At 67.7% G+C, this 26222-nt stretch carries 22 protein-coding genes; 2 read left to right on the plus strand and 20 right to left on the minus strand.

Annotation, left to right across the window (positions count from 1 at the left end; translation table 11 throughout):
• Positions 1–53: 53 nt before the first annotated feature.
• The 4 genes from DPM12_RS02255 to DPM12_RS02270 form a co-directional block, all read right to left on the minus strand.
• Complete coding sequence (locus DPM12_RS02255) at positions 54–1055, minus strand: ABC transporter substrate-binding protein (RefSeq protein ID WP_112256601.1); 1002 nt, start codon at positions 1053–1055, stop codon at positions 54–56.
• Entirely contained in the window at positions 1052–1870 is an 819-nt protein-coding gene (locus DPM12_RS02260; RefSeq protein ID WP_170313656.1) for an ABC transporter ATP-binding protein, read from the minus strand. The genes DPM12_RS02255 and DPM12_RS02260 overlap by 4 nt, the downstream gene beginning before the upstream one ends.
• A 173-nt stretch (positions 1871–2043) precedes the next feature.
• Positions 2044–2574 carry a 5-(carboxyamino)imidazole ribonucleotide mutase gene (purE, locus tag DPM12_RS02265; protein WP_112256603.1) on the minus strand — a complete coding sequence of 177 codons (531 nt, stop codon included), beginning with the start codon at positions 2572–2574 and terminating at the stop codon, positions 2044–2046.
• A gap of 110 nt (positions 2575–2684) precedes the next feature.
• Complete coding sequence (locus DPM12_RS02270) at positions 2685–3839, minus strand: 5-(carboxyamino)imidazole ribonucleotide synthase (protein ID WP_211658240.1); 1155 nt, start codon at positions 3837–3839, stop codon at positions 2685–2687.
• A 125-nt stretch (positions 3840–3964) separates the two neighbouring features.
• Here DPM12_RS02270 and DPM12_RS02275 point away from each other — a divergent pair, with 125 nt between their 5' ends.
• The gene (locus DPM12_RS02275; protein ID WP_211658241.1) at positions 3965–4513 is read left to right on the plus strand and encodes a GtrA family protein; all 549 of its coding nucleotides are present in this window, start codon (positions 3965–3967) and stop codon (positions 4511–4513) included.
• Positions 4514–4619: 106 nt separating this feature from the next.
• On the opposite strand, the gene DPM12_RS02280 is transcribed toward DPM12_RS02275, so the two are convergent.
• The 13 genes from DPM12_RS02280 to DPM12_RS02340 all read right to left on the minus strand — a co-directional run bounded on the left by DPM12_RS02280 (position 4620) and on the right by DPM12_RS02340 (position 21342).
• Positions 4620–5537 (minus strand): hydroxymethylglutaryl-CoA lyase, encoded by a 918-nt coding sequence (locus DPM12_RS02280; RefSeq protein WP_112256605.1) that lies wholly within the window; start codon positions 5535–5537, stop codon positions 4620–4622.
• Positions 5538–5621: 84 nt separating this feature from the next.
• Positions 5622–6404 (minus strand): enoyl-CoA hydratase/isomerase family protein, encoded by a 783-nt coding sequence (locus DPM12_RS02285; RefSeq protein ID WP_112256606.1) that lies wholly within the window; start codon positions 6402–6404, stop codon positions 5622–5624.
• 29 nt (positions 6405–6433) lie between these two features.
• Positions 6434–7543 carry a GuaB3 family IMP dehydrogenase-related protein gene (locus tag DPM12_RS02290; RefSeq protein WP_112256607.1) on the minus strand — a complete coding sequence of 370 codons (1110 nt, stop codon included), beginning with the start codon at positions 7541–7543 and terminating at the stop codon, positions 6434–6436.
• A 9-nt stretch (positions 7544–7552) separates the two neighbouring features.
• Complete coding sequence (guaB, locus tag DPM12_RS02295; RefSeq protein WP_112256608.1) at positions 7553–9073, minus strand: IMP dehydrogenase; 1521 nt, start codon at positions 9071–9073, stop codon at positions 7553–7555.
• Positions 9074–9173: 100 nt separating this feature from the next.
• Positions 9174–10343, minus strand: coding sequence for a pyridoxal phosphate-dependent aminotransferase (locus DPM12_RS02300; RefSeq protein ID WP_112256609.1), 1170 nt, complete (start codon positions 10341–10343; stop codon positions 9174–9176).
• Positions 10344–10600: 257 nt separating this feature from the next.
• On the minus strand, positions 10601–10897 hold the full coding sequence (locus DPM12_RS02305; RefSeq protein ID WP_123788341.1) for a hypothetical protein: 297 nt from the start codon (positions 10895–10897) through the stop codon (positions 10601–10603).
• Between the two features lie 135 nt (positions 10898–11032).
• Positions 11033–11719: a sirohydrochlorin chelatase gene (locus DPM12_RS02310; protein WP_112256611.1), complete on the minus strand. Its 687-nt coding sequence runs from the start codon at positions 11717–11719 to the stop codon at positions 11033–11035.
• Between the two features lie 22 nt (positions 11720–11741).
• Positions 11742–12935, minus strand: a complete 1194-nt coding sequence (locus DPM12_RS02315) for a uroporphyrinogen-III synthase (protein WP_170313648.1) — start codon at positions 12933–12935, stop codon at positions 11742–11744.
• Positions 12932–13447: a nitrite reductase small subunit NirD gene (gene nirD, locus DPM12_RS02320; RefSeq protein ID WP_112256613.1), complete on the minus strand. Its 516-nt coding sequence runs from the start codon at positions 13445–13447 to the stop codon at positions 12932–12934. The genes DPM12_RS02315 and nirD overlap by 4 nt, the downstream gene beginning before the upstream one ends.
• Positions 13444–16173: a nitrite reductase large subunit NirB gene (nirB, locus tag DPM12_RS02325; protein ID WP_112256614.1), complete on the minus strand. Its 2730-nt coding sequence runs from the start codon at positions 16171–16173 to the stop codon at positions 13444–13446. The genes nirD and nirB overlap by 4 nt, the downstream gene beginning before the upstream one ends.
• Entirely contained in the window at positions 16170–17669 is a 1500-nt protein-coding gene (locus DPM12_RS02330) for an FAD-dependent oxidoreductase (protein ID WP_211658243.1), read from the minus strand. The genes nirB and DPM12_RS02330 overlap by 4 nt, the downstream gene beginning before the upstream one ends.
• Entirely contained in the window at positions 17666–19798 is a 2133-nt protein-coding gene (locus DPM12_RS02335) for a molybdopterin oxidoreductase family protein (RefSeq protein ID WP_112256709.1), read from the minus strand. Before DPM12_RS02335 ends, DPM12_RS02330 begins: the two co-directional genes overlap by 4 nt.
• Before the next feature lie 101 nt (positions 19799–19899).
• The gene (locus DPM12_RS02340; RefSeq protein WP_245951176.1) at positions 19900–21342 is read right to left on the minus strand and encodes an MFS transporter; all 1443 of its coding nucleotides are present in this window, start codon (positions 21340–21342) and stop codon (positions 19900–19902) included.
• A gap of 173 nt (positions 21343–21515) precedes the next feature.
• Between DPM12_RS02340 and DPM12_RS02345 the strand changes: the two genes are divergently transcribed.
• Positions 21516–22985: a threonine/serine exporter family protein gene (locus DPM12_RS02345; protein ID WP_211658246.1), complete on the plus strand. Its 1470-nt coding sequence runs from the start codon at positions 21516–21518 to the stop codon at positions 22983–22985.
• Positions 22986–23391: 406 nt separating this feature from the next.
• On the opposite strand, the gene pstB is transcribed toward DPM12_RS02345, so the two are convergent.
• Genes pstB through pstC form a run of 3 tightly spaced genes read right to left on the minus strand, consistent with a single transcriptional unit; the run spans position 23392 to position 26204 of the window.
• Positions 23392–24267, minus strand: coding sequence for a phosphate ABC transporter ATP-binding protein PstB (pstB, locus tag DPM12_RS02350; protein ID WP_112256712.1), 876 nt, complete (start codon positions 24265–24267; stop codon positions 23392–23394).
• A gap of 35 nt (positions 24268–24302) precedes the next feature.
• Positions 24303–25250 (minus strand): phosphate ABC transporter permease PstA, encoded by a 948-nt coding sequence (pstA, locus tag DPM12_RS02355; RefSeq protein ID WP_112256615.1) that lies wholly within the window; start codon positions 25248–25250, stop codon positions 24303–24305.
• The gene (gene pstC / locus DPM12_RS02360) at positions 25251–26204 is read right to left on the minus strand and encodes a phosphate ABC transporter permease subunit PstC (RefSeq protein ID WP_112256616.1); all 954 of its coding nucleotides are present in this window, start codon (positions 26202–26204) and stop codon (positions 25251–25253) included.
• Positions 26205–26222 lie beyond the last annotated feature (18 nt).

The following is a 26222-nucleotide window of genomic DNA, read 5'->3' on the forward strand; positions in this document are numbered from 1 at the left end:
GTCAGGAGCCCCGGAACCCGCCACGGTGGTGGAGGGACGTGAAGGTGTCACGTTCAGAGCCCGAGCGCGGCCTGGACCTCGTCATACACCGTGATCGCCGTCACCGGACCTCCCCACAGCCAGGTGCCGGGGTCGATGGGGTGCACACGGTCTTCCTCGACGAACTCCAGCCCCTGATAGATCGGGTTGTCCGCCAGCTCCTCGGTGAAGATGTTGTCGTCTTCCTGGGCGACGTAGATCAACGACGACGCGGGATCGGCCTGGGTGAGTCCCTCGACGTCGGTGTCGGTGAGGCCGTACTCGTCGGTGTCGCCGGGCCAGCCGTTCTCCATGCCGGCGGCTTCGAGCAGCTCCGAGGCAAACGTGGGCTTGCCGAAGATGCGCACGGTGGCCGCGCCCTCGTAGGTGAATCCCTGTGCCAGGAGGAACGGTTCACCGGCGGCATCGGCCGAGTCGAGCGCCTTCTCGAATGCCTCCATGCGGGCGTCGAAGTCGGCCATGATCTCGTCTGCGGCGTCTTCGGTTCCGGTGAGCACGGCCGTGTCCTGGAAGATGTCGCGCATCGCTTGCAGCTGGCCTCCCTCGTGGCCGTAGAAGTCCGAGGAATAGGTCGGCGCGATGTCCTGCAACTCCTCGATATTCACCACCGAGCGGTCGTCGTCGGTCAGGATGAGATCGGGTTCCAGAGCCTCGATCTGGTCCAGGCTGGGCTCCTGGCGCGTACCGACGTCGACGACGTCCTCGCCGAGCTCCGGTCCGGCGCTCACCCACTGCGAATACCCCTCGACGTCGGCCACGCCGGCGGGCTGGATTCCCAGCGCCACCAGGTTCTCCGCGAACGACCACTCCAGCGCGACGACCGTCGTCGCCGGTTCGTCCAGCTCCACCGGGCCATGGTTGGTCTCCACGGAGATCGACCCGGAGCTGCCGGAGCCGCCGTCCTCCGTCGTGGCGGTGTCGTCGGACGTGTCCTCGGATGACCCGCACGCGGCCAGCAGCAGCGCGGCGGACAGGACGGCGGGGGCGAACGGCCGGGTCTTGCCGAGCGCGATCATTGATACTCCATTTCGACGATGTTTGCGACTGTCTCGTGTCCATAGGGCAGGCACGTGGGGCGGCCGGTGTACGGGTGCGGCACGACGTGCACCGACAGGCCAAATGCTGCTTCGATCGTGGTGTTGGTGAGGACCGAATCCGGGGCGCCGACGGCGTACACCGCGCCGCCGGCGAGCACCACGATCCGATCCGCGTATGCCGCGGCCTGGTTGAGGTCGTGCAAGACGAGGCCGACGGTGATCCCGTGTTCGTCGGCGAGACGACGGACCAGGCTCAGTATCTCCACCTGGTATCGCAGGTCGAGGTAGGTAGTCGGCTCGTCCAAGAGGAGAACGCCGGTCTGCTGCGCCAGAACCATCGCGATCCAGACCCGTTGCCGCTCGCCGCCCGAGAGGCCGTCGACGTGCCGGTCCGCGAACTCGGAGGTCCCCGTGACGTGCAGCGCCCACTCGACGGCCTCGCGATCCGCGTCCCGCGCGCGGCCGAGGGCACCCCGGTGCGCGTACCGGCCGTGACTGACGAGCTCGTGCGCCGTGATGCCAGCGGGGATCGGGGAACTCTGCGGCAGGAACGCCAACCGGCGGGCCAGCTCGCGGCCGCGCAGGCCGCACGTGTCGACGCCGTCGACGGTCACCGTACCCGTGTCCGGCACGTGCAGCCGGGCAAGGGTACGCAGCAGGGTCGATTTCCCGGAACCGTTCGGGCCGACGAGTACGGTGACACCGCCGGGTATGAGATCCACGCTGACGCCAGTGAGGACCGGTTCACTGTCGTAGCTGGCGCGAACCTGTTCGGCCACGAGAGTAGAAGGCACGCTCTGCTCCTCCGCCGTCAGAAGTATTAGGCATGCCTAATCTAACTCATATCGGGCCGATCTCTCACATCCCACCACCCCCACCCCACCCACCTGCCCCTGAATGATCATGTTTGGTACGTTTTCTCCGGCCGTAACACGCCTGTAGACGTGCTACGGCCGGAGAAAACGTGTCAACCCTCGGTAAGGGTGTGGCGCAAGGCATCGCCCTTCGCCCGAGCCGTCTCCTCGAGCTCGGCCCGGAACCGGTCAAGGCGAGCCTGAACCTGCGGGTCGGCGGCGCCGACGATCCGCGCGGCCAGCAAACCGGCATTCCGGGCGCCGCCCACCGACACGGTTGCCACCGGCACGCCCGCCGGCATTTGCACGATCGACAGCAACGAGTCCAGACCGTCCAGATACTTCAACGGCACCGGCACACCGATGACCGGCAACGACGTCACGGATGCGAGCATCCCCGGCAGGTGCGCCGCGCCGCCAGCACCCGCGATCAGCACGCGGAGCCCGCGCCCAGCCACCGACGCCCCGTAATCCAGCATCGCCTGCGGCATCCGGTGCGCCGAGACCACGCCCACCTCGTGGGCAACCTCCACGGCATCGAGCGCTTCGCCCGCCGCCGACATCACCGGCCAGTCCGAGTCGGACCCCATAACGATGCCGACCAGCGGCTCGCCAGATCCGCGCCGGGTCACCAGCTCGCTCATCTATCCCTCCCGTTCAACTGCCCGTTCTCGATGCGCTACGCGACCGAACGGTGCGTGCTCGGTCGCTCGCCGACGTCATCCGTTCCGCGACGTCACCTGCCCCGCCGATGTCACTCGTCGATGTCACCGCGGATGTACTCGGCAGCGTGCCACGCCCGCTCGCGCAGCGACTCCAGATCGTCGCCATACGCGGTGACGTGCCCGACCTTGCGTCCGCGCCGCACGCTCTTGCCGTACCAGTGCACCTTCACGCCAGGATCACGGGCCATCACATGCCGGTACGCGGGATAGATCTCGGGAAGGTCGCCACCCAGGATGTTGACCATGACCGTATACGGAGCCCGTGCCTGCGGCTCACCCAGCGGAAGGTCCAAGACGGCGCGCAGATGGTTCTCGAACTGGCTGGTCACCGCGCCGTCGATGGTCCAGTGGCCCGAGTTGTGCGGGCGCATGGCCAGCTCGTTGACCAGGAAATCGCCCTCCGTGGTCTCGAACATTTCCACCGCCAGGATTCCGACGACGTCGAGCTCGGCCGCTACGGTCAACGCGATCCGTTGCGCCTCCACGGCCCGCTCCTCCGGCATCTCCGGTGCCGGAGCGATCACCTCGGCACAGACCCCGTCACGCTGCACGGATTCGACGACGGGGTAGGCCACGGCCTGGCCATGCGGGGAACGCGCGACCATCGCCGCAACCTCACGCCGGAACGCGACCCGTTCCTCGGCGAGCACCGGGACACCAGCGCGGAACGGTTCGGCGACGACCTCCGCCGGCGTGACATCATCCACCAGCCATACACCCTTGCCGTCGTAACCGCCGCGTGCGGTCTTGAGCACGGCCTGCCCACCGTGTTCCCGCAGGAAGCTCGCGACGCCCCCGGGCCCGGCCACGATCCGGTGGGACGGGCACGGAATTCCGAGAGCGCTCAACCTGGCCCGCATCTCGACCTTGTCCTGGGCGTAGAGCAGGGCATCCGACCCGGGCCGGAGCGGCACGCCGGCCGCTTCCAGAGCCCGGAGGTGCTCCTGCGCCACGTGCTCGTGATCGAATGTCACGACGTCGCACGCCTTGGCGAAGGCTTCGAGATCGTCCAGTGCCTTCTCGTCGGCGACCACCGGATCTCGCGCCACCTGGGCGGCCGAGTCATCCGGATGGGCCGCGAGAACGGACAGCCGTACACCCAATTCCAACGCCGCCGGGTACGTCATCCGGGCCAGTTGCCCACCACCGACGATCCCGACGACCGGCCACAACGCATCGTTCACAGCGCCCTAGGTTACGTGACTCTGTCTCTCACCGCGCTCACCTCGGCCGGGTTCGAAGCCCCGCCGGCCAGCCCGCGTGCGGCCTCGACTGTGTATACCTGCCCGATGTGCTTTACCCTTGGCGGGTGCTCGATACCGATCCGGGGCAGCAACGCGCATCGCGCGCTGGGCGCCGAACTCCATCCGCCGAGCCGAGACGCGTGTCTTCCACGGCGCGGCGGCTCTGGTATCGGATGCACCGCCTGGTACGCGAAGGCTTGAAGTTCGCGATGGTCGGCAGCGTGGGTTACGTCGTCGACATCGGCATCTTCAATCTCCTGCTGTTCGGCGGCGGTACGGGACCACTCCACGACGAACCTTTGCTCGCCAAGACGTTCTCGGTCATCGCGGCGACGATCGTCACCTACATCGGTCACCGGCTGTTGACCTTCCGACACCGCGCACCGGTCAAGGTCGCCCGCGGCTACCCGCTGTTCTTCGTCTTCAACGGCGTGGGCTTGGGTATCGCCCTGGCGTGTTTGGGATTCTCTCGCTACGTCCTCGACCTCTCCGGACCACTCGCGGACAACATCTCCGCGAACATCGTCGGGCTGGTGCTCGGCACACTGTTCCGGTACTGGGCATATCGCACGTGGGTGTTCCCCGCGCACCGGCCCGAGCCCGCCCAGGTGTGATCCGGACGGCTCCACTCGCCCATAGCTCGCCAACAGGTTCTCCTCGCCCACAGCTCGCGGGCGGTCCAGCAGCGGCTACGGCTGCCGTCGCGACACACCAGACGGGTCACGGAGCCGCGACGGTCCGGGTGCGCGGCCCGGCACGCAGCACTTGCGACGGCGCCCGGTGCCCCACGAACCGTTCGGCCATGAGCCCGACTTCCAGGAGGGCTTCGAGATCGACCCCGGTCTCCACGCCCATGTCTTCGAGCATGAACACCACTTCCTCGGTGGCGATGTTTCCCGACGCGCCGGGTGCGTACGGGCAGCCGCCGAGCCCGGCCACGGCCGCGTCGAAATCGTCGACGCCGAGCTGCAACGCGGCGTACACGTTCGCCAGGCCGGTACCGCGCGTGTTGTGAAAGTGCAGGCCGAGCGGAAGATCCGGGTGGGCCGACCGGGTCTCGCCCACGAGGCGGATCACCCGCGATGGCGTGGCCATTCCCGTGGTGTCGCCATACGCGAGGGAGTCGATGCCGGCGGCAACGCCCTCCCGGGCCACCCACAGCACCCGTTCCACGGGAACGTCGCCCTCGTAGGGGCAACCCCACGACGTGGACACGATCAGCTGCAAGCTCGCGCCAGCCTCGTGCGCGGCGGCGATCAGCTCGGGCAGGTCGGCCAGTGACTCGGCCGTGGATCGGTTGATGTTGGCACGGTTGTGCGTGTCGGATGCCGAGATCACGACTTCGAGGTCGGTGAAGCCCGCCGCCATCGCGCGTTCCAGCCCGCGCCGGTTCGGCACGAGCGCGGAGTAGCGCACCTCCGGGTTGCGACGCACTCGGCTCCAGACGTCGTCCGCGTCGGCCATTTGCGGTATCGCCCGCGGATGCACGAACGACACCGCCTCGATGCGGCGCAAGCCGGTACCGGACAGCGCGTCCAGCAACGCGACCTTCGACTCCGTCGAGATGGGTTCCTCGTTCTGCAGCCCGTCGCGGGGACCCACTTCCCGCAAGCTCACCCGGCTCGGTAGTTCACTCACAGCTGCTCACCTCACACCGTGCCAACGTGACCGGGCGGCACCGGCGACGGCTATCGGTGCGCGGGAACCCCGCAACGACATCGGCTAGGGGCCCGGCCACATCGGACTCCGCTTCTCGTTGAACGCCGCGATTCCCTCCCGGCGATCCGGGCTGAACGCCGTCGCCCGCCACGCGGCGTCTTCGATTTCGAGGCCCGCCGCCAGCGACGTGTCCATGCCCAGGCGCATCGCGCCCTTGGCTTGCCGCACGCCGACGGGTGAGTTCGCCGCGATCCGCGTGGCGAGCTCCAGCGCCGTCTCCCGTGCCTGTCCGGCCTGGACCAGGCGGTCGGCGAGGCCGAGCTCGTAGGCTTCGTCACCGTCGACCCGGCGTGCGGTGAAGACGAGGTCGGCGGCCTGCCCCCACCCGACCCTGCGGGTCAGCAGCTGAGTACCGCCGCCACCCGGAACGAGCCCGACGGACACCTCCGGCAGCCCGACCACGGCGGACTCGTCGACGACGATCAGATCACAGGACAGGGCCAGCTCGAAGCCACCGCCCAGCGCGTACCCGTGAATGGCGGCGATGGTGGGGACCGGCAGTTCGAGCACGCTGGCAAACGCCTGCCGCATCACCTCGCGCTGGCGTCGTAGGTCGTCGTCGGTGAACGTGTGCCGTTCCTTGAGGTCGGCGCCCACACAGAACGCCCTGTCCGAGCTCGACGACACGACGACGGCGCGCACCGAGGTGTCCGCCGCCAGACTGGTGCCGGTCGAGGCTATCGCCCGGGCGTGATCGGTTGAGAGCGCGTTGAGTGCATCGGGGCGGTCGAGCACGACCTCCACGACCCCTTCCGGCTCCATCCGCCGGACCGTGACAGTCTCCATCCACCGACCTTACCCCGGCAGACGTGGCGTCAGCCGAGCACCGTGACCTCGACCCGTTGGAACTCCTTGAGCTCGGTGTAGCCCGTCGTCGCCATGGCTCTGCGCAGCGCGCCAACCAGATTCATGGAGCCGTCGGCGTAGAACGACGGCCCGTGCAGGATCTGTTCGAGCGGTGCCACCGTACCGGTCCACATCCGCTCACCCCGCGGCAGCGACGGGTGGTGTGCCTCCGACCCCCAATGCCAGCCCCGGCCCGGCGCCTCGACAGCCCGCGCCAGTGGCGAGCCCACCATGACGGCGTCCGCGCCACACGCCACGGCCTTGGCGATGTCGCCCGAGCGGCCGATCGAGCCGTCGGCGACGACGTGGACGTAGCGGCCACCGGACTCGTCGAGATAATCCCTGCGGGCGGCGGCGACGTCGGCGACGGCGCTGGCCATCGGCACCGTCACCCCGAGGACGGTGCGTGTCGTGTGCGAGGCCCCGCCTCCGAAGCCCACCAGCACACCCGCAGCACCGGTGCGCATGAGGTGCAGCGCTGCCTGATACGTGGCACAGCCGCCGACCAGCACCGGCACGTCGAGCTCGTAGATGAACTGTTTGAGGTTCAGCGGCTCGGCCTGGCCCGATACGTGTTCGGCCGACACCGTGGTTCCGCGGATGACGAACAGGTCGACACCGGCGTCCACGACCGCCTGGTAGTGGCGCTTGACCCGCTGCGGGGAGAGCGAGCCTGCCACGGTGACCCCAGCGTCCCGGATCTCGCTCAGCCGCTGGGCAATCAGATCCTCGCGGACGGGCTGATCGTAGATCTCCTGAAGCCGGTTGAGCGCCTTGCCTTCCTCCAGGCCGGCAATCTCATCCAGCAAGGGTTCAGGATCGTCATAGCGGGTCCACAACCCTTCGAGGTCCAGCACACCCAGACCACCAGCATGGCCCAGCGCGATAGCGGTCGCGGGTGACATGACCGAGTCCATCGGCGCGGCGACCACCGGTGTGTCGAACCGGTAGGCGTCGATCTGCCAATGGGTCGAGACTTCTTCCGGATCCCGGGTGCGGCGGGACGGAACGATCGCGACGTCGTCGAATGCGTATGCCTGGCGGCCGCGCTTTCCCCGGCCGATCTCTACTTCTGCCACGGAACCAGGCTATCGGGAGGTGTAGTTCGGCGCTTCGACGGTCATCTGGATGTCATGGGGATGTGACTCCTTGAGCCCAGCCGAGGTGATGCGAACGAAGCGTCCGCGCTCCTTGAGCTCGGGCACGCTCGGCGAACCGGTGTAGAACATCGCTTGCCGCAGCCCGCCGACGAGCTGGTGAATGACGCTGGACAGTGGCCCGCGGTACGGAACCTGACCCTCGATGCCCTCGGGAATCAGCTTGTCGCTGGAATCGACGTCGGCCTGGAAGTACCGATCCCGCGCGCTGGCCGCCTCCGGTCCACGCTTGCGCATCGCGCCGAGCGAGCCCATGCCGCGGTAGGCCTTGTACTGCTTGCCGTTGACGAAAATCAGCTCACCCGGGCTCTCCTCACAACCGGCCAGCAGTGAACCGAGCATCACGGTGTCCGCTCCCGCCACGATCGCCTTGGCGATGTCGCCCGAGTACTGCAGGCCGCCATCGCCGATCACCGGTACGCCCGCCGGAGCCGCCGCCAGCGATGCCTCATAGATGGCGGTGACCTGTGGAACGCCGATCCCGGCGACCACCCTCGTGGTGCATATCGAACCCGGCCCGATACCCACCTTGACGGCATCGGCGCCCGCGTCGATCAACGCCTGCGCCCCGGCGCGGGTGGCGACGTTGCCCCCGACGATCTCCACACCGGCAGCCGCCGGTTCGGCCTTGAGCTTGCCGATCATGTCAAGCAGCGCGCTGGTATGGCCGTGGGCGGTGTCCACGACGAGGATGTCCGCGCCCGACTCCACGAGGGCCATCGCGCGCTCCCAGGCGTCACCGAAGAAGCCGATGGCTGCACCGACGACGAGCCTGCCCTCGGCGTCTTTCGTCGCGTGCGGGAACTGTTCGGACTTGGCGAAGTCCTTGACCGTGATCAATCCTCGGAGTCGATTGCGGTCGTCGACCAGTGGCAGCTTCTCGACCTTGTGCCGGGCCAGCAATGCCATGGCGTCGTCGGGTTTGATCCCCACGGGAGCGGTGACCAGCGGCATCGGCGTCATCGTCTCGCGCGCCAGGCGGATATCGTGCTCGGCGGATGGGACGAACCTCAGGTCGCGGTTGGTGACGATACCCAGCAGCTCACCGTCATTGGCGACGACGGGAAGCCCGGAAATGCGGTAGTGCGCGCACAGCGCGTCCACCTCGGCAAGAGTGGCGTCCGGACCGGTGGTCACCGGATCCGTAATCATGCCGGATTCAGAGCGCTTCACCTGGTCAACCTGGCGAGCCTGCTCGTCGACGGACACGCTGCGATGCAGGACACCCACGCCTCCCTGCCGCGCCATGGCGACCGCCATCCGCGATTCCGTGACAGTGTCCATCGCACTGGAAACCAGCGGGATGCGCACCTCGACGTTCCGGGTCAGCCGCGATCGCGTATCCGCCTCGCTCGGGACGACCTCGGACTCGCCCGGCTGCAGGAGAACGTCGTCGAAGGTCAGCCCGATGGGCGCGAATTTGTCGGGGACCTCATGCTGCCTGGACTCCATGGAAGATGTTCCTCACACGTGACATGACCGGTGACTCCCATGATAGGCCGCGCGAACCCCTTCCGGCGTATGGGCCGTTCGTTCATCACGCGTGGTCCTCTCACCCGGCCCCCAGCCTGCTCAGGCGGTCGGCAGCAGCGTGCAGCACCTCGTCACGCTTGCAGAACGCGAATCGCACCAGCGAGCGTGTCGACTCCTTGTCGTCGCAGAACACCGACACGGGCACCGCCGCGACACCGGCCAGTTCGGGGAGCCGCTGGCACAGCTCCACGCCGTCGTCGAAACCCAGTGGTGCGGCATCGACGATGACGAAGTAGGTGCCCGACGTGGGGAACACGTCGAACCCGGCGCGCTGCAACCCCGCGACCAGCAGATCCCGCTTACGCTGCAGGTTCCGCCCGAGATCGTGAAACACCTCGTCACCCAGGCGGAGCCCGGCTGCCACGGCTGGCTGCAAGGGTCCACCGCTCACGAACGTGAGGAACTGTTTGACCGCACGCGCCGCGGCGACGAGCTCGGCCCGGCCATGCATCCAGCCGATCTTCCATCCCGTGACGGAGAACGTCTTGCCGGCCGAGGAGATCGTGAGGGTCCGGTCCGCCATCTGGGGCAGCGTGGCGATCGGAACGTGCGAGAGGCCGTCGAAGACGAGATGCTCATAGACCTCGTCGGTCACCACGACGGCGTCGTGTTCGACGGCGAGTTCGGCGATGTGTTCGAGCTCGGCGCGGGTGAACACCTTGCCGGTGGGATTGTGCGGCGTGTTCAGCAGCACGATCCGGGTACGGTCGCTGAACGCCGCCCGCAACTCGTCACCGTCGATGTCGAACCGCGGGTGCCGCAACCGGACGGTTCGCCGCTCGGCACCGGCAAGCGCGATCGACGCGACATACGAATCGTAGTAGGGCTCGAACGTCACGACCTCGTCACCGGGCTCGCACAACGCGAGAATGCTGGATGCGATCGCCTCCGTCGCCCCGGTGGTGATCAGCACCTCGGTATCCGGATCGACGTCGAGATCGTAGAACCGCTGCTGATGTTCTGCCACGGCAGTGCGCAGCTCGGGAATGCCCGGTCCGGGCGGATACTGGTTGGCCCCGCTGTAGAGGGCGGTGCTCGCCGCATCCAGAAGTTCCCGAGGGCCGTCAGTGTCGGGAAATCCCTGGCCCAGGTTGATCGATCCCGTCCGGGTCGCCAGCGCCGTGATCTCGGCGAATATGGTCGACGTGAACGGCTGCATCCGTTCGGTCAGGTACCGCTTCTCGCCCATACCCGACACCCTACGGGGGTGCTCCGTCTCGGGCACGAGGCACGGCCGTCACCCGCACATCACCCGCCATGCACGCCGCGTCCCCCGCGCCACGCCCGCTCGAACGCTCCGCCGTGCACGCCGAATACCCGTGCCATGCCCGCTCGAACGCTCTGCCGTGCACGCCGAATCGCCTTCCATGCACGCCGAATACCCCCAAATCGATCATGGAAAGCGCTTTCTCGGGTGTATTCACCGTGCACCGCGCTCAGCCCTGCTCAACGACAGCCCATGCCGAACCCCTCGCCAAACCTCTCGCCAACAACCCACTCTCCGACAATCCGCTCGCCGACAATCGCATTCTCCGACAACCCGCTCTCCGACAACCCCGTATTGAAGCGAGAAAGATGACGCGATAGGCAGATTCCGAGTACCGTGTCAATGTGGCGAAGAATACGAAACGAGACGTCGCGGTATTTCAGGTGAATCCGACCGTATGGGCGCAGGCTCTCGAACTCGCTGACGGAGATGGTCGACGGATAGAGATTCGTGGCGAGTTCGACGTCGTCGTACACAATGAGCCACTCCCACACGGAGAGCGGATGAAGCTTTCCGCGCCACCCCCAACCCCCTGATCGTGAACATTAGCCCGACATATCTGCCCGGCTAATGTTCACGATCAGGGCAACGGGATCAGCGGGGCAACGGGATCAGCGGGGCGGCGAGAGCGCGGCGCGATAACGCTCGACCACCAGATCGACGACGCGGGTATGCACGCCGATCGGCGCCGCGACGACATCCGCACCCGCCTCGTGCAGCCGTCGCACGAAGAGCCCCGGCGCCAGCAGGTACGACGCGATCCCGACGCGATCCCGGCCGGCACGCCGCAACGACGCCACTGCCTCGGGCACGGTAGGCGTCGCCGTCGTCACATACGCAGCGACCACCTCGCGGTCCAGCACCTCGGCCAGCCGGGCCGCAGCCACCTCCACCTCGCCGAGCGCACGGTGATCGGACGACCCGGCGGCCGCCATGACCACCGCATCCGGTAGCGGACCGGCCGCACGCAACCGATCCGCTACCGCCTCCACCACCGCCTCATCCGGGCCCAGCGCGGGCGTCACCGTCGCCCGGGCGCCCGTCGACTCGACAGACTGCGGCACGTCCACACGGACGTGATAGCCCGACGCGAGGAACATCGGAACGATGACGGCACCGTCCCGAACCTCAGCCAGCACCTCGTCCAGCATCGGGCCGATGACGTCGACATACGCGATTCGTACGGGGACGTCCGGCAACTGGTTCCGGACCTCGCCAAGCAGGCCTTCGAGAACTTCCGGGCCTTGAGGATCACGCGTACCGTGCGCGACGGCAACGAGGGGAACGGCATCGCTCACCGGTCCAGTCTCGCATTCGCCGCTACTGGCGCAGGTCACGCTCTCGCACCCGCTCGTGCACCTGGTCGTCGTTCGGGCCCGCTTCGCAGGCCAGGCGATACCCCCGCTTGACGACGGTCTGGATCACCCCGGATCCGAGCACGCTACGCAACCGGGCGACCGCCATCTCCACCGCGTGCTCGTCCGAACCACCACCCGGTAACGCCCCCAGCAAATCTGCCCGGGGCACCACGACACCGGGCCGCGCGGCCAGCACCCGCAGGATCGCCATCGGCCCCGGCGGCAAGTCCCGTTCCTCCCCATCGACGACGACGGCGTGCCCGCGCACGTGGATCACGTGCCCGGCCACCCGCAGGGTGGGATACCGTGCGGGCAGTTCGGCGGCGATCTCGCGGACCAGTGCCCCGAGCCTCGCCCGCGACGGTTGCGTCGTCGCGATCCCGGCCCGTTCGAGGCGCTCGGCCGTCACCGGACCGACACACGCCGCCATGACGTCACCCCGGAAGGCGTCCAGCACGTGCTCTTCCACGTTCGCCTCGGCGGCGAGCGACAGGAGGCCGGCAACGGCAGGAGCGCTGGTGAATACCACGCAGTCCACGGTTCGCGCCACGATCGACTCGACCAGCCGTTCGAGCGGGCTCGCGTCCTCGGGCAGCGTCCAGCGATAGACGGGCACGGATACGACGTCGGCACCTGCTCCCTGCAGGGCACCGGTGATATCGGGCAACGGCTCGCCATGTAACTGGATGGCGATTCGGGTCCCCTTCAGCTCCGTGCTCAGCAAGTAGTCGAGGGTCTCTGCCAGCGATTCGGACTCCGGAGACCAATGATCCATGAGCCCCGCAGCCCGGATCGCGCCCCGTGCCTTCGGCCCGCGGGCCAGCAGTATCGCCGAACCGAGGCGCTCGCGCAGCGGCTCGCCGAGATCCCAGCCGTCGGCCGCCTCCATCCATGCCCGGAACCCGATACCGGTGGTCGCGACCACGACGTCCGGTGGCAGGTCGACGCAGGCCCGGGTCGCCGCCAGCAGCTCGCCGTCATCCTCGAGCGGAGCCAGGCGGATCGCCGGTGCATGCACGACGCGTGCTCCTCGCCGTTCCAGGAGCGAGCCGAGCTCTTCTCGGCGGCGCGCGGCGGTGAGCGCGACGGTGAAACCGCGCAACGGCACGTCGGCCCGCTGCGATGCCCGGCCCGGCGAGTCCGGCACGACAGTCACGCCGGCTCCGTGCCCACGTCGGCTCCTGGCGCCGTGCCCACGTTGGCTCCTGGCTCCGTAACCGGCTCGGAGATCTCGCCGCTTCCGGCAAGCTCTCCTCGTGGGATGTACACCTCCACGCGGCCGGCACGAACCCTGACGTCGAAGACGTCGACCCGAACCGCGGGATCGTCGCCACATTCGCCGCTGAGCAGGTCAAAGGCCTGCTTGTGCATGGGTGAGGCCACGATGGGACGTTCGCCACGAGTCCCGACGATCCCGCGCGACAGCACGTAGGCCCCGGAGAACGGGTCCCGGTTGGAGATCGCGTGGACGTGACCGTCGTACATGCGAAACAGCGCCACCTGTACGCCGCTGACGAGTGCGACCGCACCCCGCTCGGGCAGTAGCGCATCGTACGCGCACACGTCCACCCAGCCCGGGTGCCACACGCGCCGGCCGGTCCCGGACTCATCGTGGCGCGCACCGTTCCTGGTACGCGGGCCCTCCCCGGTTTCCGCGGTCACTGTCATCGCCGCACCACCTCCAACGTGGGTCCGGACACCGGCACGGGACCCGGCCCTCCGGCAACCCCATCAGGAACGCCGTCAGCGACACCACCGAGAACCCCCTCGGGAAGGCTGCCGGATTCGGTGCCGCCGGCCGGACGGATCTGATCACGTTCGGTGACGAATTGGATGCTGGGGTCCGGGACGTCAGGGGCGTTGACGAACGACACGAACCGGCTCAGCTTCTCCTCGTCCTCCAGCACGGCCGCCCACTCGTCGGTGTACGACGCGACGTGCGTCGCCACGGCGGCGTCGAGATCGGCGCAGATTCCGAGATCGTCGTCGACGATCACCCGGTGCAGGTACGCCAGCCCGTCGCCGTGCTCGTCGTCCAGCCCTTCCAGCCACGCCGACGTGCGCTGCAACCGGTCGGCGGTGCGGATGTAGAACATGAGGAAACGGTCGATCAGCCGCACCAGCTCGTCGGTGTCCAGGTTCGACGCGAACAGCTGGGCATGGCGTGGGTTGAACCCGCCGTTTCCTCCTACGTACAGGTTCCAGCCCTGTTCGCTGGCGATGATGCCGAAGTCCTTGCTGCGCGCCTCAGCACACTCGCGGGCGCAGCCAGAGACCCCCGCCTTGATCTTGTGCGGCGAGCGCAAGCCGCGGTAGCGCAGCTCCAGCATGATGGCCAGCGACGTGGAATCCTGCACGCCGTACCGGCACCAGGTGGATCCGACGCAGGACTTCACGGTGCGCAGCGCCTTGCCGTACGCGTGCCCCGATTCGAACCCGGCGTCCACCAGCCGGCGCCATATCGCCGGGAGTTGTTCCACCCGCGCGCCGAACATGTCGATCCGCTGGCCACCGGTGATCTTCATGTACAGGCCGAAGTCCCGCGCCACCTCGCCGATGACGATGAGCTTCTCGGGCGTCAGCTCGCCGCCCGGCACCCGGGGCACCACGGAGTACGTCCCGTTGCGTTGCAGGTTGGCGAGAAAGTGATCATTGGTGTCCTGCAGTGCCGCCTGCTCGCCGTCGAGGATGTGCCCGGAACCCAGGCTGGCCAGGATCGACGCGACTGCGGGCTTGCAGATGTCGCAGCCGCGGCCCTGGCCATGACTGGAGATGATCTCGGTGAACGTCCGTTGCCCCGTCACCCGGATCACGTCGAACAGTTCGGCCCGGCTGAGATCGAAGTGCTCGCACAGCGCCTTGCTGGTTTCCACGCCGGATTGGGCCAGCAGGGTCTTGATCAGAGGCACGCAGCTCCCGCACACCGTGCCGGCCTTCGTGCAGGCCTTCACGGACGCCACGTCGCAGCAGCCGTCGTCACCGATGGCCGAGCGGATGGTCCCGGCACTGACGTTCTGGCACGAGCACACCTGGGCCGCGTCGTCGAGCCCGGACGGCGCGGGGCCGACCATCAGTACCTGCTCCGGGGTGTCCGGCAGCGGTTCGCCCACCATGGTGCGCAGGGCGGCGAACGACGACGCGTCGCCCACCAGCAGGCCGCCCAGCATGGTGGAGGCGTCGTCGGTGACGACCAGTTTCTTGTACACGCCGGCCACGGGATCGGCGTAGACCACCTCCAGCGAGCCGGGTGTCGTGGCGTGCGCGTCGCCAAAACTGGCCACGTCGACGCCGAGCAGTTTGAGCTTGGTGGAGGTATCCGCTCCGGAGAACACCGCGGCACCGCCGAGCAACTGGTCGGCCACCACTTCGGCCATGTCATACCCGGGCGCCACCAGGCCGTAGATCGTGCCGTCGACGCGGGCGCACTCCCCGATCGCCCAGATGTGCGGGTCCGACGTCCGGCACGATTCATCGACGACGACGCCGCCACGCTCGCCCACGTCCAGATCGCACGCGCGGGCCAGCTCGTCGCGGGCCCGGATGCCTGCCGAGAAGACGACCATGCCGACCTCGATGGCTGCACCGTCGGAGAACACCATCCGCAGACCCGGGCCGGATGGATCGTGCGGATCGGACCCGGACGCCTCGATGCGTTCGGTCGCCGTATCCGCGTGCACGGTCAGCCCGAGCTGCTCGATCCGCCGGCGCAGCATCTCGCCGCCGCCCGCGTCGACCTGCGCCGGCATCAACCGGGGAGCGAACTCGACGACGTGCGTGTCCAGGCCGAGCGAGCGCAGCGCGTTGGCTGCCTCCAGCCCGAGCAGGCCACCGCCGACGACGGCTCCGGTGCGCGCCGTGGCCGCGCGGTCACGAATCGCATCGAGATCGTCAATCGTGCGGTAGACGAAGCACCCGTCGAGATCGGCACCGGGAATCGGCGGGACGAACGGTGCCGAACCGGTGGCCAGAACCAGCGCGTCGTACTCGACGACGACCCCGGACGCCGTGGTCACGCACCGCGCCGACCGGTCGATCGCCACCACCGGATCGCCGGTACGGACGACACAATCGTCATCACCCTCGCCATCGTGCTCGTCCGGCACCAGGCTGAGCTCGTCGGCCGTCGTTCCGGTGAGATACGACGTCAACGCGACCCGGTCATACGCCGGCCGTGGTTCCTCGCCGAGCACGGTGACGGCCCACCGCCCCTCACGGTCGCGTTCCCGGATCGCCTCGACGAGCCGCTGGCCCACCATCCCGTGACCCACCACGACGAGCCGGCGCCGCCTGCCTGCGCCGGCTGTCCCGGCGCTGGGATCCGCGACGTGATCGTCCCGGTGGTCGGCGAGATGGGTATCGACATGGATATCGAGGTGAGCATCGTGGTCGCTCATGCGGGCACCTCCACGAGTTCGAGTCCTGGATCGTCGGGCTGTTCGGATGCGGCCGTGGCCACCAGCGCCGCCACGGTCTCGCGGCAACTGCCGCATCCGGTTGTCGCCCGCGTGCACCCGGCCACATCGGCAACCGTGGCCGCGCCCGACGCGCACGCGTGGCGGACGTCTCCGGCCGAGACACCATTGCAGCGGCACACCAGCTCCGTGTCCCCAAGCTCGGCCGGGTCCACGGCGGAGACGGCGTCGACGATGCCGGGAAAGATCAATGCCCGGCGATCGGCCGGCACCGTCCCGGCACGATCGAACAGTTGCGTCACGGTTCCGACCGTCTCGGCTCCGCCCAGCATGATCGCGCCGGTGATCCGCTGATCCCGGATAACGATCTTCTGGTACACACCCCGCGCCGGATCGGCGAAGCGGAGCACCTCCGCACCGCCGCCCTGTCTGGCATCCGCCGGCGCGTCGACCGCGTCTTCGGGGTCAGTCTCACCCATGGCGGCCAGATCGACGTCGGCCGCCTTGAGCCGGGTGACGAGCCGCGAGCCGTCATACGAGGCGCCACCCCCGGTGAGGACATCGGCAAGCACCGTGGCCTGCTCCCATGCGGGTGCGACCAGGCCATACGTCTCACCGCCATACTGGGCGCATTCACCGATGGCGTGGACACGCCGGTCAGTGACGGAGGTCAGCTGATCGTCGACGACGACGCCCCGGTCGACGTCCAGCCCCGCCGCCCGGGCCAGCCCGGTGTCCGGCCGCACCCCACAAGCGATGATGAGCAGGTCGGCGGCCACGTACGTCCCGTCGTCGAGCACCACCACGCGCTGTCCCGCGACCTCGCCGACCGACCGCGCCCGGGCATCGAGACGTACCTGGACGTGACGCGAGCGGAGCGTGCCGGCCAGGATCTGGCCCGCTTCCGCGTCGAGCTGGCGCTCCATCAACCGATCGACCGCGTGCATCACCTCCACCTCGACACCCCGCCCGGCGAGGCCCCGTGCCGCCTCCACGCCGAGCAGGCCCCCACCGAGCACGACGGCCCGGTGCACGCCGTCGAGGCAATCCAGGATGTCGCGGCAGTCCTGCAACGTCCGGAAGACGGCGACGCCGGACGCGAGCTCGTCGCCAGCGAGTATCCCGTCGATGTCCGGCACCACCGGCTGGCTACCGGTGGCCAGGACCAGGTGGTCGTAGCCGATGTACTCCCCCTGGCTGGTCCACACCCGCTGGCGTCCACGATCGATGCTCTCCACGGAGACTCCGAGCCGCAGGTCCACGTCTTCGGCCGCGTACCAGGCGGACGGGATCATCTCCACGTCTGCCGGAGCCAACGAACCGGCCAACACGGAGGAGAGCAACACCCGGTTGTACGCCCCATCACGTTCGGCACCGAACACCGTCACGTCCAGCTGCTGTTCCGGATCCCGGGCTCGCAGCTCCTGGACAAATCGGCTTCCGGCCATGCCGTGCCCGGCCACGAGAATGCGTGTCACGACATCTCTCCTTCCCACGCGAACTCCGCTCGGACGTCGTGCGGACGGACGTCGACGCTCTCCCGCTCGATCCGCACTGCACACACCTTGAACTCCGGCATCCTCGACGTGGGGTCCAGCGCCGGATTGGTGACCCGGTTGACGGCCTGCTCGCCACCCCAGTGAAACGGCATGAAGACGGTGTCCGGCCGGATCGACGCCGTCACGCGCGCCGTTCCAGAGGCGGATCCCCGCCGGCTAACCAGCCGGACTCGCTCGCCGTCACGCACACCACTGCTCGTTGCCAGATCCGGATGCATCTCCACCCGTGGCTCGCTGGCCGCCGCCGCCAGCACGGGAACGCGGCGGGTCTGCGTGCCGCTCTGGTAGTGCTGCGCGATCCGGCCCGTGGTGAGGTACACGGGATACTCGTCGTCGACGTCCTCGGCGGCCGGCCCCGCATCCACAGCCACGAACCGGGCACGGCCGTCCGGCGTCGGGAACCCATCGGCGAACAGGCGAGCCTGCCCTGGGCCGTGCTCCGAACGGCACGGCCAGAAGACCCCGCCTTCGGTGTCGATCCGCTCCCACGTGATGCCCGAATAGTCGGCCACCCCGCCCGCACTGGCTCGTCGCAATTCGTCGAAGATCGCGCGGGGATCACTCGGGAACCCGGTCTCGTGTCCCAGGCGTGCGGCGAGTCCGGACAGAACCTCCAGATCGGTACGCACTCCGGGCGGAGGTGACGCTGCGCGGCGACGACGCAACACGCGTCCCTCCAGATTCGTGACGGTCCCTTCCTCCTCGGCCCACTGCGTGACCGGGAGCACCACGTCCGCGAGGGCGGCCGTCTCGGACATGAAGGGATCGCAGACCACCAGCTGGTCGAGCGACCCGAGCCGCTCGACGACCCGGCCGCTACGCGGCGACGAGACCGCCAGATTGGACCCGTGCACCAGCAGCGACCGCGGGCCGTCGCCGGTGCCGATCCGCTCGATCAGCTCGTACGCCGACGGGCCAGGCCCGGGAAGCGCCGACGGGTGCACGCCCCAGACCGCCGCCACGTGCTCGCGGGCCAGCGGGTCGTCGATCTTCCGGTAACCCGGAAGCTGATCGGCCTTCTGCCCGTGCTCGCGACCACCCTGCCCGTTACCCTGCCCGGTAAGGCACCCGTACCCGCTGCGCGGGCGGCCGGGCAAGCCGAGCGCCAGGCTGAGGTTGATCAGCCCTGTGACGGTATCGGTGCCGTTGCCGTGCTGTTCGGCTCCACGTGCGGTGAGGACGACGGCGCCGCGGCCCTCCCGGCCCGCCGCGAGAGCGCGCACCGCGGCGCGCTGCGAGGCCACGGGAACGCCGGTGACGCGCTCGACGCGCTCTGGCCACCACTGCGTGGCCACGCGCCACACGTCGTCGAAGCCGGCCGTCCGGTCCGCGACATAGCGGTGATCCACGTACCCGTCGACGACGGCGATGTGCAACAGCCCCAGCGCCAGTTCCAGGTCCGTGCCCGGGGTCAGCGCGAGGTGCGAGGTCGCCGCCTCGACGGTCGCGGTGCGCCGCGGATCGGCCACGATCAGTGCACCGCCACGGTCTCGTACCGCGAGCAGATGCTGCATGAACGGCGGCATCGTCTCCGCGACGTTGCCGCCCATGAGGAGAACCGCGCCGGTCGCAGCCAGATCGATTACCGGAAATGGCAAGCCACGATCGATCCCGAACGCCCGGTTCGCGGCGGCGGCCGCCGACGACATGCAGTACCGCCCGTTGTAGTCGATGCTCGACGTCCGAAGCACCGTACGGGCGAACTTGCCGAGCTGGTATGCCTTCTCGTTAGTGAGACCGCCGCCACCGAAGACGGCCACGGCGTCCGGCCCGTGATCGTTCTGGGCCGCGCGCATACCCCGGGAAACGACCTCCAGCGCCGTGTCCCAATCGACCGGACGAAACGATGCTGACCGGCGTTCACGCACGAGCGGTGTGGTGAGGCGCTGGCCGGAACCGAGCAGCTCCGCAGCGGTCCAGCCCTTCTGGCACAGTCCGCCCCTGTTGGTCGGGAAGTCCAGGGGCGTGATCTGCGACTGCGAATCCAGGGCCATGCCACATTGGAGCGCGCAGTACGGGCAGTGCGTCTCGACTGTCTCGACAGGCATGGTTGCGATGGTGTGCGGCACGCGTTTCCCACGAACGTCGGCCGTGTTGCCAGCGCGATAAATGAGCTGCACGATGATCACGATCCGTTGTGAGATGAATGTCAGATGCCAGCCGTGGATAGGTTCGGCGCACGCTGGATCATGAAGGTGTCCCGGGTGTAGTGCCACCACGTCATCGCGATGCACGAGACGTAGAAGGCCAGGAAGAGCATGAAGGCCGTGGCGATGGCACCGGCCGGAACCGCGCCGTCGTTGAGCAACTCGAGGACGCCGAACGTGGCGACCACGCCGAAACCGCCGAGCGCGCCGAGCGCAGATGTCAGCCCGATGACGGCGGCAGCCTCGGTACGCCCGCGCGCCCGCGCCGCCTCGATGTCCATGCCACCAGCACCCGCCATCTCGAGCAACGCCTGTCGCTGAAAGATCATCGGAATCATCCGGAACGTCGAGCCGTTACCGAGCCCCGTGATCACGAACAAGAACAGGAAGGAACCGAGAAACAGGGGCCACGAGGCCGCGTTTACCGCCGCGATCACCACGACAGTCCCGGCCGTCATCGCGATGAAGCTCCAGAACGTCACCCGCGCGCCGCCCAGCCTGTCCGACAGCCACCCACCAAACGGGCGCGCAGCAGAACCGATCAGCGCACCGAGGAAGGCGAAGCTCGCGATGTTCACGTCGGGAAACTGCAAGCTGATCAGCAACGGGAACGCGGCAGAGTAGCCGATGAACGATCCGAAGGTACCGATGTAGAGCCAGGACACGATCCAGGTGTGCTTGCGCCGCACCACCTTGATCTGCTGGCGGAGCGGCGCGAGCGAGACCGAGAGGTTGTCCATGAACCGCCACGCGCACAACGCACCGACGATCGCGAGCGCCGCCCACGCGTAACCCGCCCGGGCGAGATCCACCCCACCCGCACTCGCACCGACCAGGCCGAACAAGCCGCCAGCACCGACGATCGCCGGCACGCCGAGCTGGACGGTGCTGGCGCCCAGGTTGCCACCAGCCGCGTTCAGGCCCAGCGCCAGACCCTTTGTACGGTCCGGATAGAAGAAGCTGATGTTGGTCATGCTGGACGCGAAATTGCCGCCCCCGACGCCTGCCGTGGCCGCGATGAGCAGATATGCCCAGTACGGTGTCGCCGGATTGCTGACGGCAGCCACTAGCAACAGCGCCGGAATCAACAAGAGCAAGGCGCTGATCACCGTGAAGTTGCGGCCACCGAACTTCGGCACCGCGAACGTGTACGGAACTCGGAGCACTGAACCGACGGCGTTCGGGACGGCCACCAAGAAGAAGAGCTGAGCCGAGGTGAAACCCACGTCGTGATGGACCACGAGTAGCGTCGCGCAGATGCTCCACAGCAGCCACACCGAGAACCCGAGGTGCTCGACGAGAATCGACACGAGCAAATTCCGGCGCGCGATCCGCCTGCCCGCCCGTTCCCAGAATTCGTCGTCCTCGGGTTCCCAGTGCTCGATCCAGCGCCGCCCCCGCCGCCGCGCGACGGCCGGCCGTTCCTCGGCGAGAGTACGCATCATGGCGACGACGCTAGAAAGGCCGCATTACGCTCCGATGACGTGCATGACGCGTCGGTGTCAAGCCATACTCACGACGCTGTGGGAACGCTGTGAGCGAGGCCACCATCTCGACACCGCACGTTGGTGAAAAATTCCATGAATTCCCTGGCCTCGGGCGCATACTGTTATCAGATGTGGAAGAAGTGACCCCGCCCGAGTCCGGCCGCGCCCGCCACCCCATGGGCAGTAGCCGCAAACCGGTCGACCGGAACGGTCGGCCGCTACGTGACCGCGCTCGACGCGCGGTCGTGGATACCTCACCCCCCTCCGTCCCGTTCGCGGTACCGCGCACCCAGAGCGGGCTGACGGCCGAAGTCGAGCGCTCCGTACTCGATCTCGTCCTTCGTGCCGGCGAAGCCATGATCACCACAGGCACGCCCGTCGCCGACACGACCGCAGCATTGCTGCGCATGGCCGCTGGCTTCGGCGTGACCTCGTGCCAGATCGACATCACGTTCACGTCGATCACGGCATCCATCGACCGCGACGACGACCCGATCACCAAGGTGCGCGTCATCAACATGCGCACGGCCGACTACAGCCGCCTGTCCGATCTCTTCGAGCTCGTCGACTCCGCGCACAAGGGCCAGATCGACCTCTCGCAAGCGCACCGGCGGCTCGACAAGATCGTCGCCAAGCCGCATCCCTACCGTCGCTGGGTGGTGACCCTGGCGCTGGGCGGCATGGCTGCGGGCGTGGCCATCCTGCTGAACGGATCGTGGCTCGTCGCGTTGATCGCCGCGGTCACCACGATGCTCGTCGACCGCACGCTGCGCTGGCTGCGTAACAAGGGCTTGCCATACATGTTCCAGCAGGCCATCGGGGCAGGCATCGCGACTGGTGTGGCGCTGTTCCTCAACTGGGGACGAGATCAGTTCGGGTGGTCCTTCGAATTCGTCACGCCGTCGCTCGTGGTCGCGGCCGGTATCGTCGTCCTCCTGGCGGGCCTCTCCCTCGTCGGTGCCGCCGAGGACGCGATCTCCGGTTTCCCGCTCACGGCGGCGGCACGTTCCTACGAGGTGCTCCTCTATACCATCGGCATCGTCGTCGGCGTCGGTTTCGTCCTCGATCTCGGTGGGCGCATGGGGATCCCGCTCCACGTCACCGACCACTCCATGCTGGCCACCCCGTTCGCGGTGCAGCTCGTCGCCGGTGGTGTGATCGCCGGAGCGTGGGGGCTCGCGTCATACAGCCGCCCCCGGACGGTCGCCGTGGCCGCCGGCGTCGGCGTGCTCTCGGCGGGATCGTTCCTGCTCGTCGGCAAACTCGGGCTCGGGCCGGTCGGCTCGTCATTCCTGGCGGCCCTGGTGGTCGGCCTCGTCGCCGGCAGCGCCGCCGAACGGCTCGGCACGCCTGCGCTGGCCATCTCGGTCTGCGGCATCACGCCGCTCCTTCCCGGCCTGCTGATCTACCAAGCGATGTTCAGCATGGTCGACGCCAACGACTTCGTGCCCGGCGTCACGATGCTGTTCAGCGCGCTCGGTGTCGGATTGGCACTGGCCGCAGGGGTCACGCTCGGTGAGTTCATGGCCACCCCGCTGCGCTCGGAGATGGACCGCTGGGAGCGCCGGGTGCGGCACCGCGCCCGCGGCAGCCGCACCTAACATTTCCGAATGATCATGTTTGGTACGTTTCCTCGGGCCGTACCACGTCTGTAGACGTGTCACGGCCTGAGAACACCTGTTACGGCGTGGCTTGGTATAGCCGTAGCCGCGTCGTCACGAGTCCTCCTCCAACTGAGCCGCGCTTTACGTCGCTCCCGCAGCTATCTCGCTCCTGCAGCACGGATGATAATCACGTCCGGTAGCCCTTGACGGCGGTTCTCCTGACGGCGGTTGAGACATCGACGACGATGCGGCCCGCGCACACTCCCGGTACCACATGCCGGGTGCTACGGCCGGTTCAATCCATGAGAATGCTGGCCCCAACACGTTTCCTCGGGCCGTACTACGTCTACAGACGTGTCACGGCCCGAGGAAACGTACCAAACATGATCATTCGGAAATGGGGTTAGCCGACCTTGCCGGCGATGTAATCCTCGGTCCGAGCGTCCGCCGGGTTGGTGAAGATCTTGGCGGTTTCGTCGTACTCGACCAGTTCCCCCCACCGGCTCTTCTCGTCCTCCGTGAGCTGGACCATCAGGAACCCGGTCATGTCCGAAACCCGAGCGGCCTGCTGCATGTTGTGCGTGACGATGACAATCGAGTAGCGCTCTTTCAGCTCCAGCATGAGATCTTCGATCCGCGCAGTCGAGATCGGATCGAGCGCGGAGCAGGGCTCGTCCATCAAGATCACGTCGGGTTCGACCGCGATGCACCGGGCGATACACAGGCGCTGCTGCTGACCACCGGACATGCCGTAGGCGTTGTCGTCGAGACGATCTTTCACCTCGTCCCACAGACCAGCTCGGACGAGCGCGTCTTTGACGATCTCACGCTCGTTCCCCTTCATGCCGAGGGTCCGTGGCCCGAAGGCGACGTTGTCGTAGATGGACTTCGGGAAGGGGTTCGGCTTCTGGAACACCATCCCGATGATCTTGCGCACCTGCACCGGATCGACCTTCGGACCGTAGATGTCCTCCCCGTGATAGCGCAGCGTCCCCTCGACCGTTGCGCTCGGGATGAGATCGTTCATCCGGTTCATGCATCGCAACAGCGTGCTCTTCCCACATCCGGACGGCCCGATCAAGGCGGTGATGTTGTTACGGAAGATGTCCATCGTCACATCTTTGACAGCCGGCGTATCACCGTAATGCACCGATACGTTCCGCAGCTCGAATGCCCGTTCCCGCTGCTCGTGATACTCGGGTTGGGCGAATTCACCGGTCGGCAACGACAACCCATGGTCATCCGCATCGATTGCGGTGTTCCGCTTCGCCTGCCGCATCACGTCGATCGTCTTCTCCATCATGTCACGGCCACCTACCATCTCCGCTCGAACTTGTTCCGCAGCCCGATCGCGAACGAATTGACGACGACGAGCAGGGTGATCATCACCAGGGCACCGCCCGCGGCGAGGACCTGGAACTCCTCCTGTGGCTGTTTCGAGTAGTTGAATATCTGTACCGGCAGCGTCGTGAACCTGTTCTCGAACAAGCTCGGATCGAACGTGACGAACGTCGTCGCGCCGACCAGCAATAGGGGCGCTGCCTCCCCGAAGGCGCGGGCAACCGCCAGGATGGTGCCGGTCAAGATGCCGGAGAACGCGGCCGGCAGCACCTGCCGGCGGATGGTCTGCCACTGGGTGGCTCCCAATGCCAGCGATCCTTCCCGGATCGACGGGGGCACCGCCCGGATCGCCTCCCGCGCCGCGATGATGACGGTCGGCAAGACGAGCATCGCCACCGTGATCGCACCCGCTGCTGCGACGAAGCCCAGACTCAGCGGGCCGCGGACCACGAACGCCAGCCCGAGGATGCCGAAGACGATCGACGGCACCCCCGCGAGGTTCTGGATGTTGAGCTCGATCAGGCGGTTCCACCACCGCGTCTTGTCGGCGTACTCCTCAAGGTAGATCGCCGCCCCGACGCCGAGCGGCACGATCAGCAAGATCACACCGCCGATCACGTAGAGCGAGCCCAGAATGGCCTCCCGGTAGCCCGCACTAGCCGCGTCCAGCCGCGACGTCCCGTTCGTGATCAGATCGACGTTCGCGCGCGAGCCGCCCTCGACGACGGCCCACACGATGATCGCCAAGAGCCCGGCGAGCGCCACGCTCAGCGCCAGTAACAGCAGGGCCGGAAACACGACGTTGCCGAGCCGCTCGCGGCGCGACGACCGGCCGAAGACGTCGCCGGTGGCAGCTCGCGCCCCGGCGACGGCGATCCTGGCCCGCCCGGCCAGGCGATGCTCGTCCTGATTGACACTCATCTACTCGTACACCTCACGGAATCGCCGGACCAGGCGCATCGCGAGCACGTTCATGAGCAGGGTCATCACGAACAACAGCGCCGCCACGGAGAACACCGTGTAGTAGTCGATCGTCCCCGTGGAAAGGTCGCCGGTAGCGGCCGAACCGATGTGACCCGTCATGGTCTGCACCGATTCGGTGGGATCGATGCTCAGCTGTGGCCGGTTGCCCGCCGCCATCAGCACCACCATGGTCTCCCCGATGGCTCGCGAGATCGCGAGGACGAATCCGGCCACGATACCCGAGATCGCTGCCGGGAGGATCACCCGCAGGGAGACTCGCAGCTTCCCGGCACCCAGCGCGTAGGCACCATCGCGTAGGCCACCGGGAACGGCCCGCAAAGCGTCGTCTGCGACCGAGGCCACCAGCGGCACGGTCAGCAGGCCCACCGCGATGCCGGCGACCCCGATGGAGAAGGTGCTCCAGTCCAGGAACGGGAAGACATCGGCCGCCAGTGGGATCAGGAAGAGCAGCGTGAACAGGCCGATGGTGACTGTCGGTATGCCCTCCAGCACCTCAAGCATCGGCTTGACGACCTTGCGCACGCGAGGCGGGGCGTACTCGGCCAGATATATCGCCGAGCCCAGCCCGACGGGAACGGCGACCACCATCGCCCAGAAGACGACGTTGAGCGTCCCGACCACGATCGGCAACACTCCGAAGTGGGCGTCGGCGAACGACGGCGCCCACTCCGTACCGAAGAGGAATTCTGTCAGCGAGACCTCGCGGAAGAACTCCAGCGTAGGGGTCAGCAGGGACAGCACGATGGCGGTCGTGATCAGTACGGACAGCACACCGCACAGGGCGAGCAGGGCTTTGATCACCTTCTCGCCATAACGCGGACCGGTGGCCTCCAGGGACCGGCGCACGGGGTCAGCGCCGGTCCCGGAGACCACGGTTTCCCTACTTGCCATGAAGGACTTCCCTCGAAT

Source organism: Phytoactinopolyspora halophila, from assembly GCF_003287285.1.
GTDB lineage: Bacteria > Actinomycetota > Actinomycetes > Jiangellales > Jiangellaceae > Phytoactinopolyspora_A > Phytoactinopolyspora_A halophila.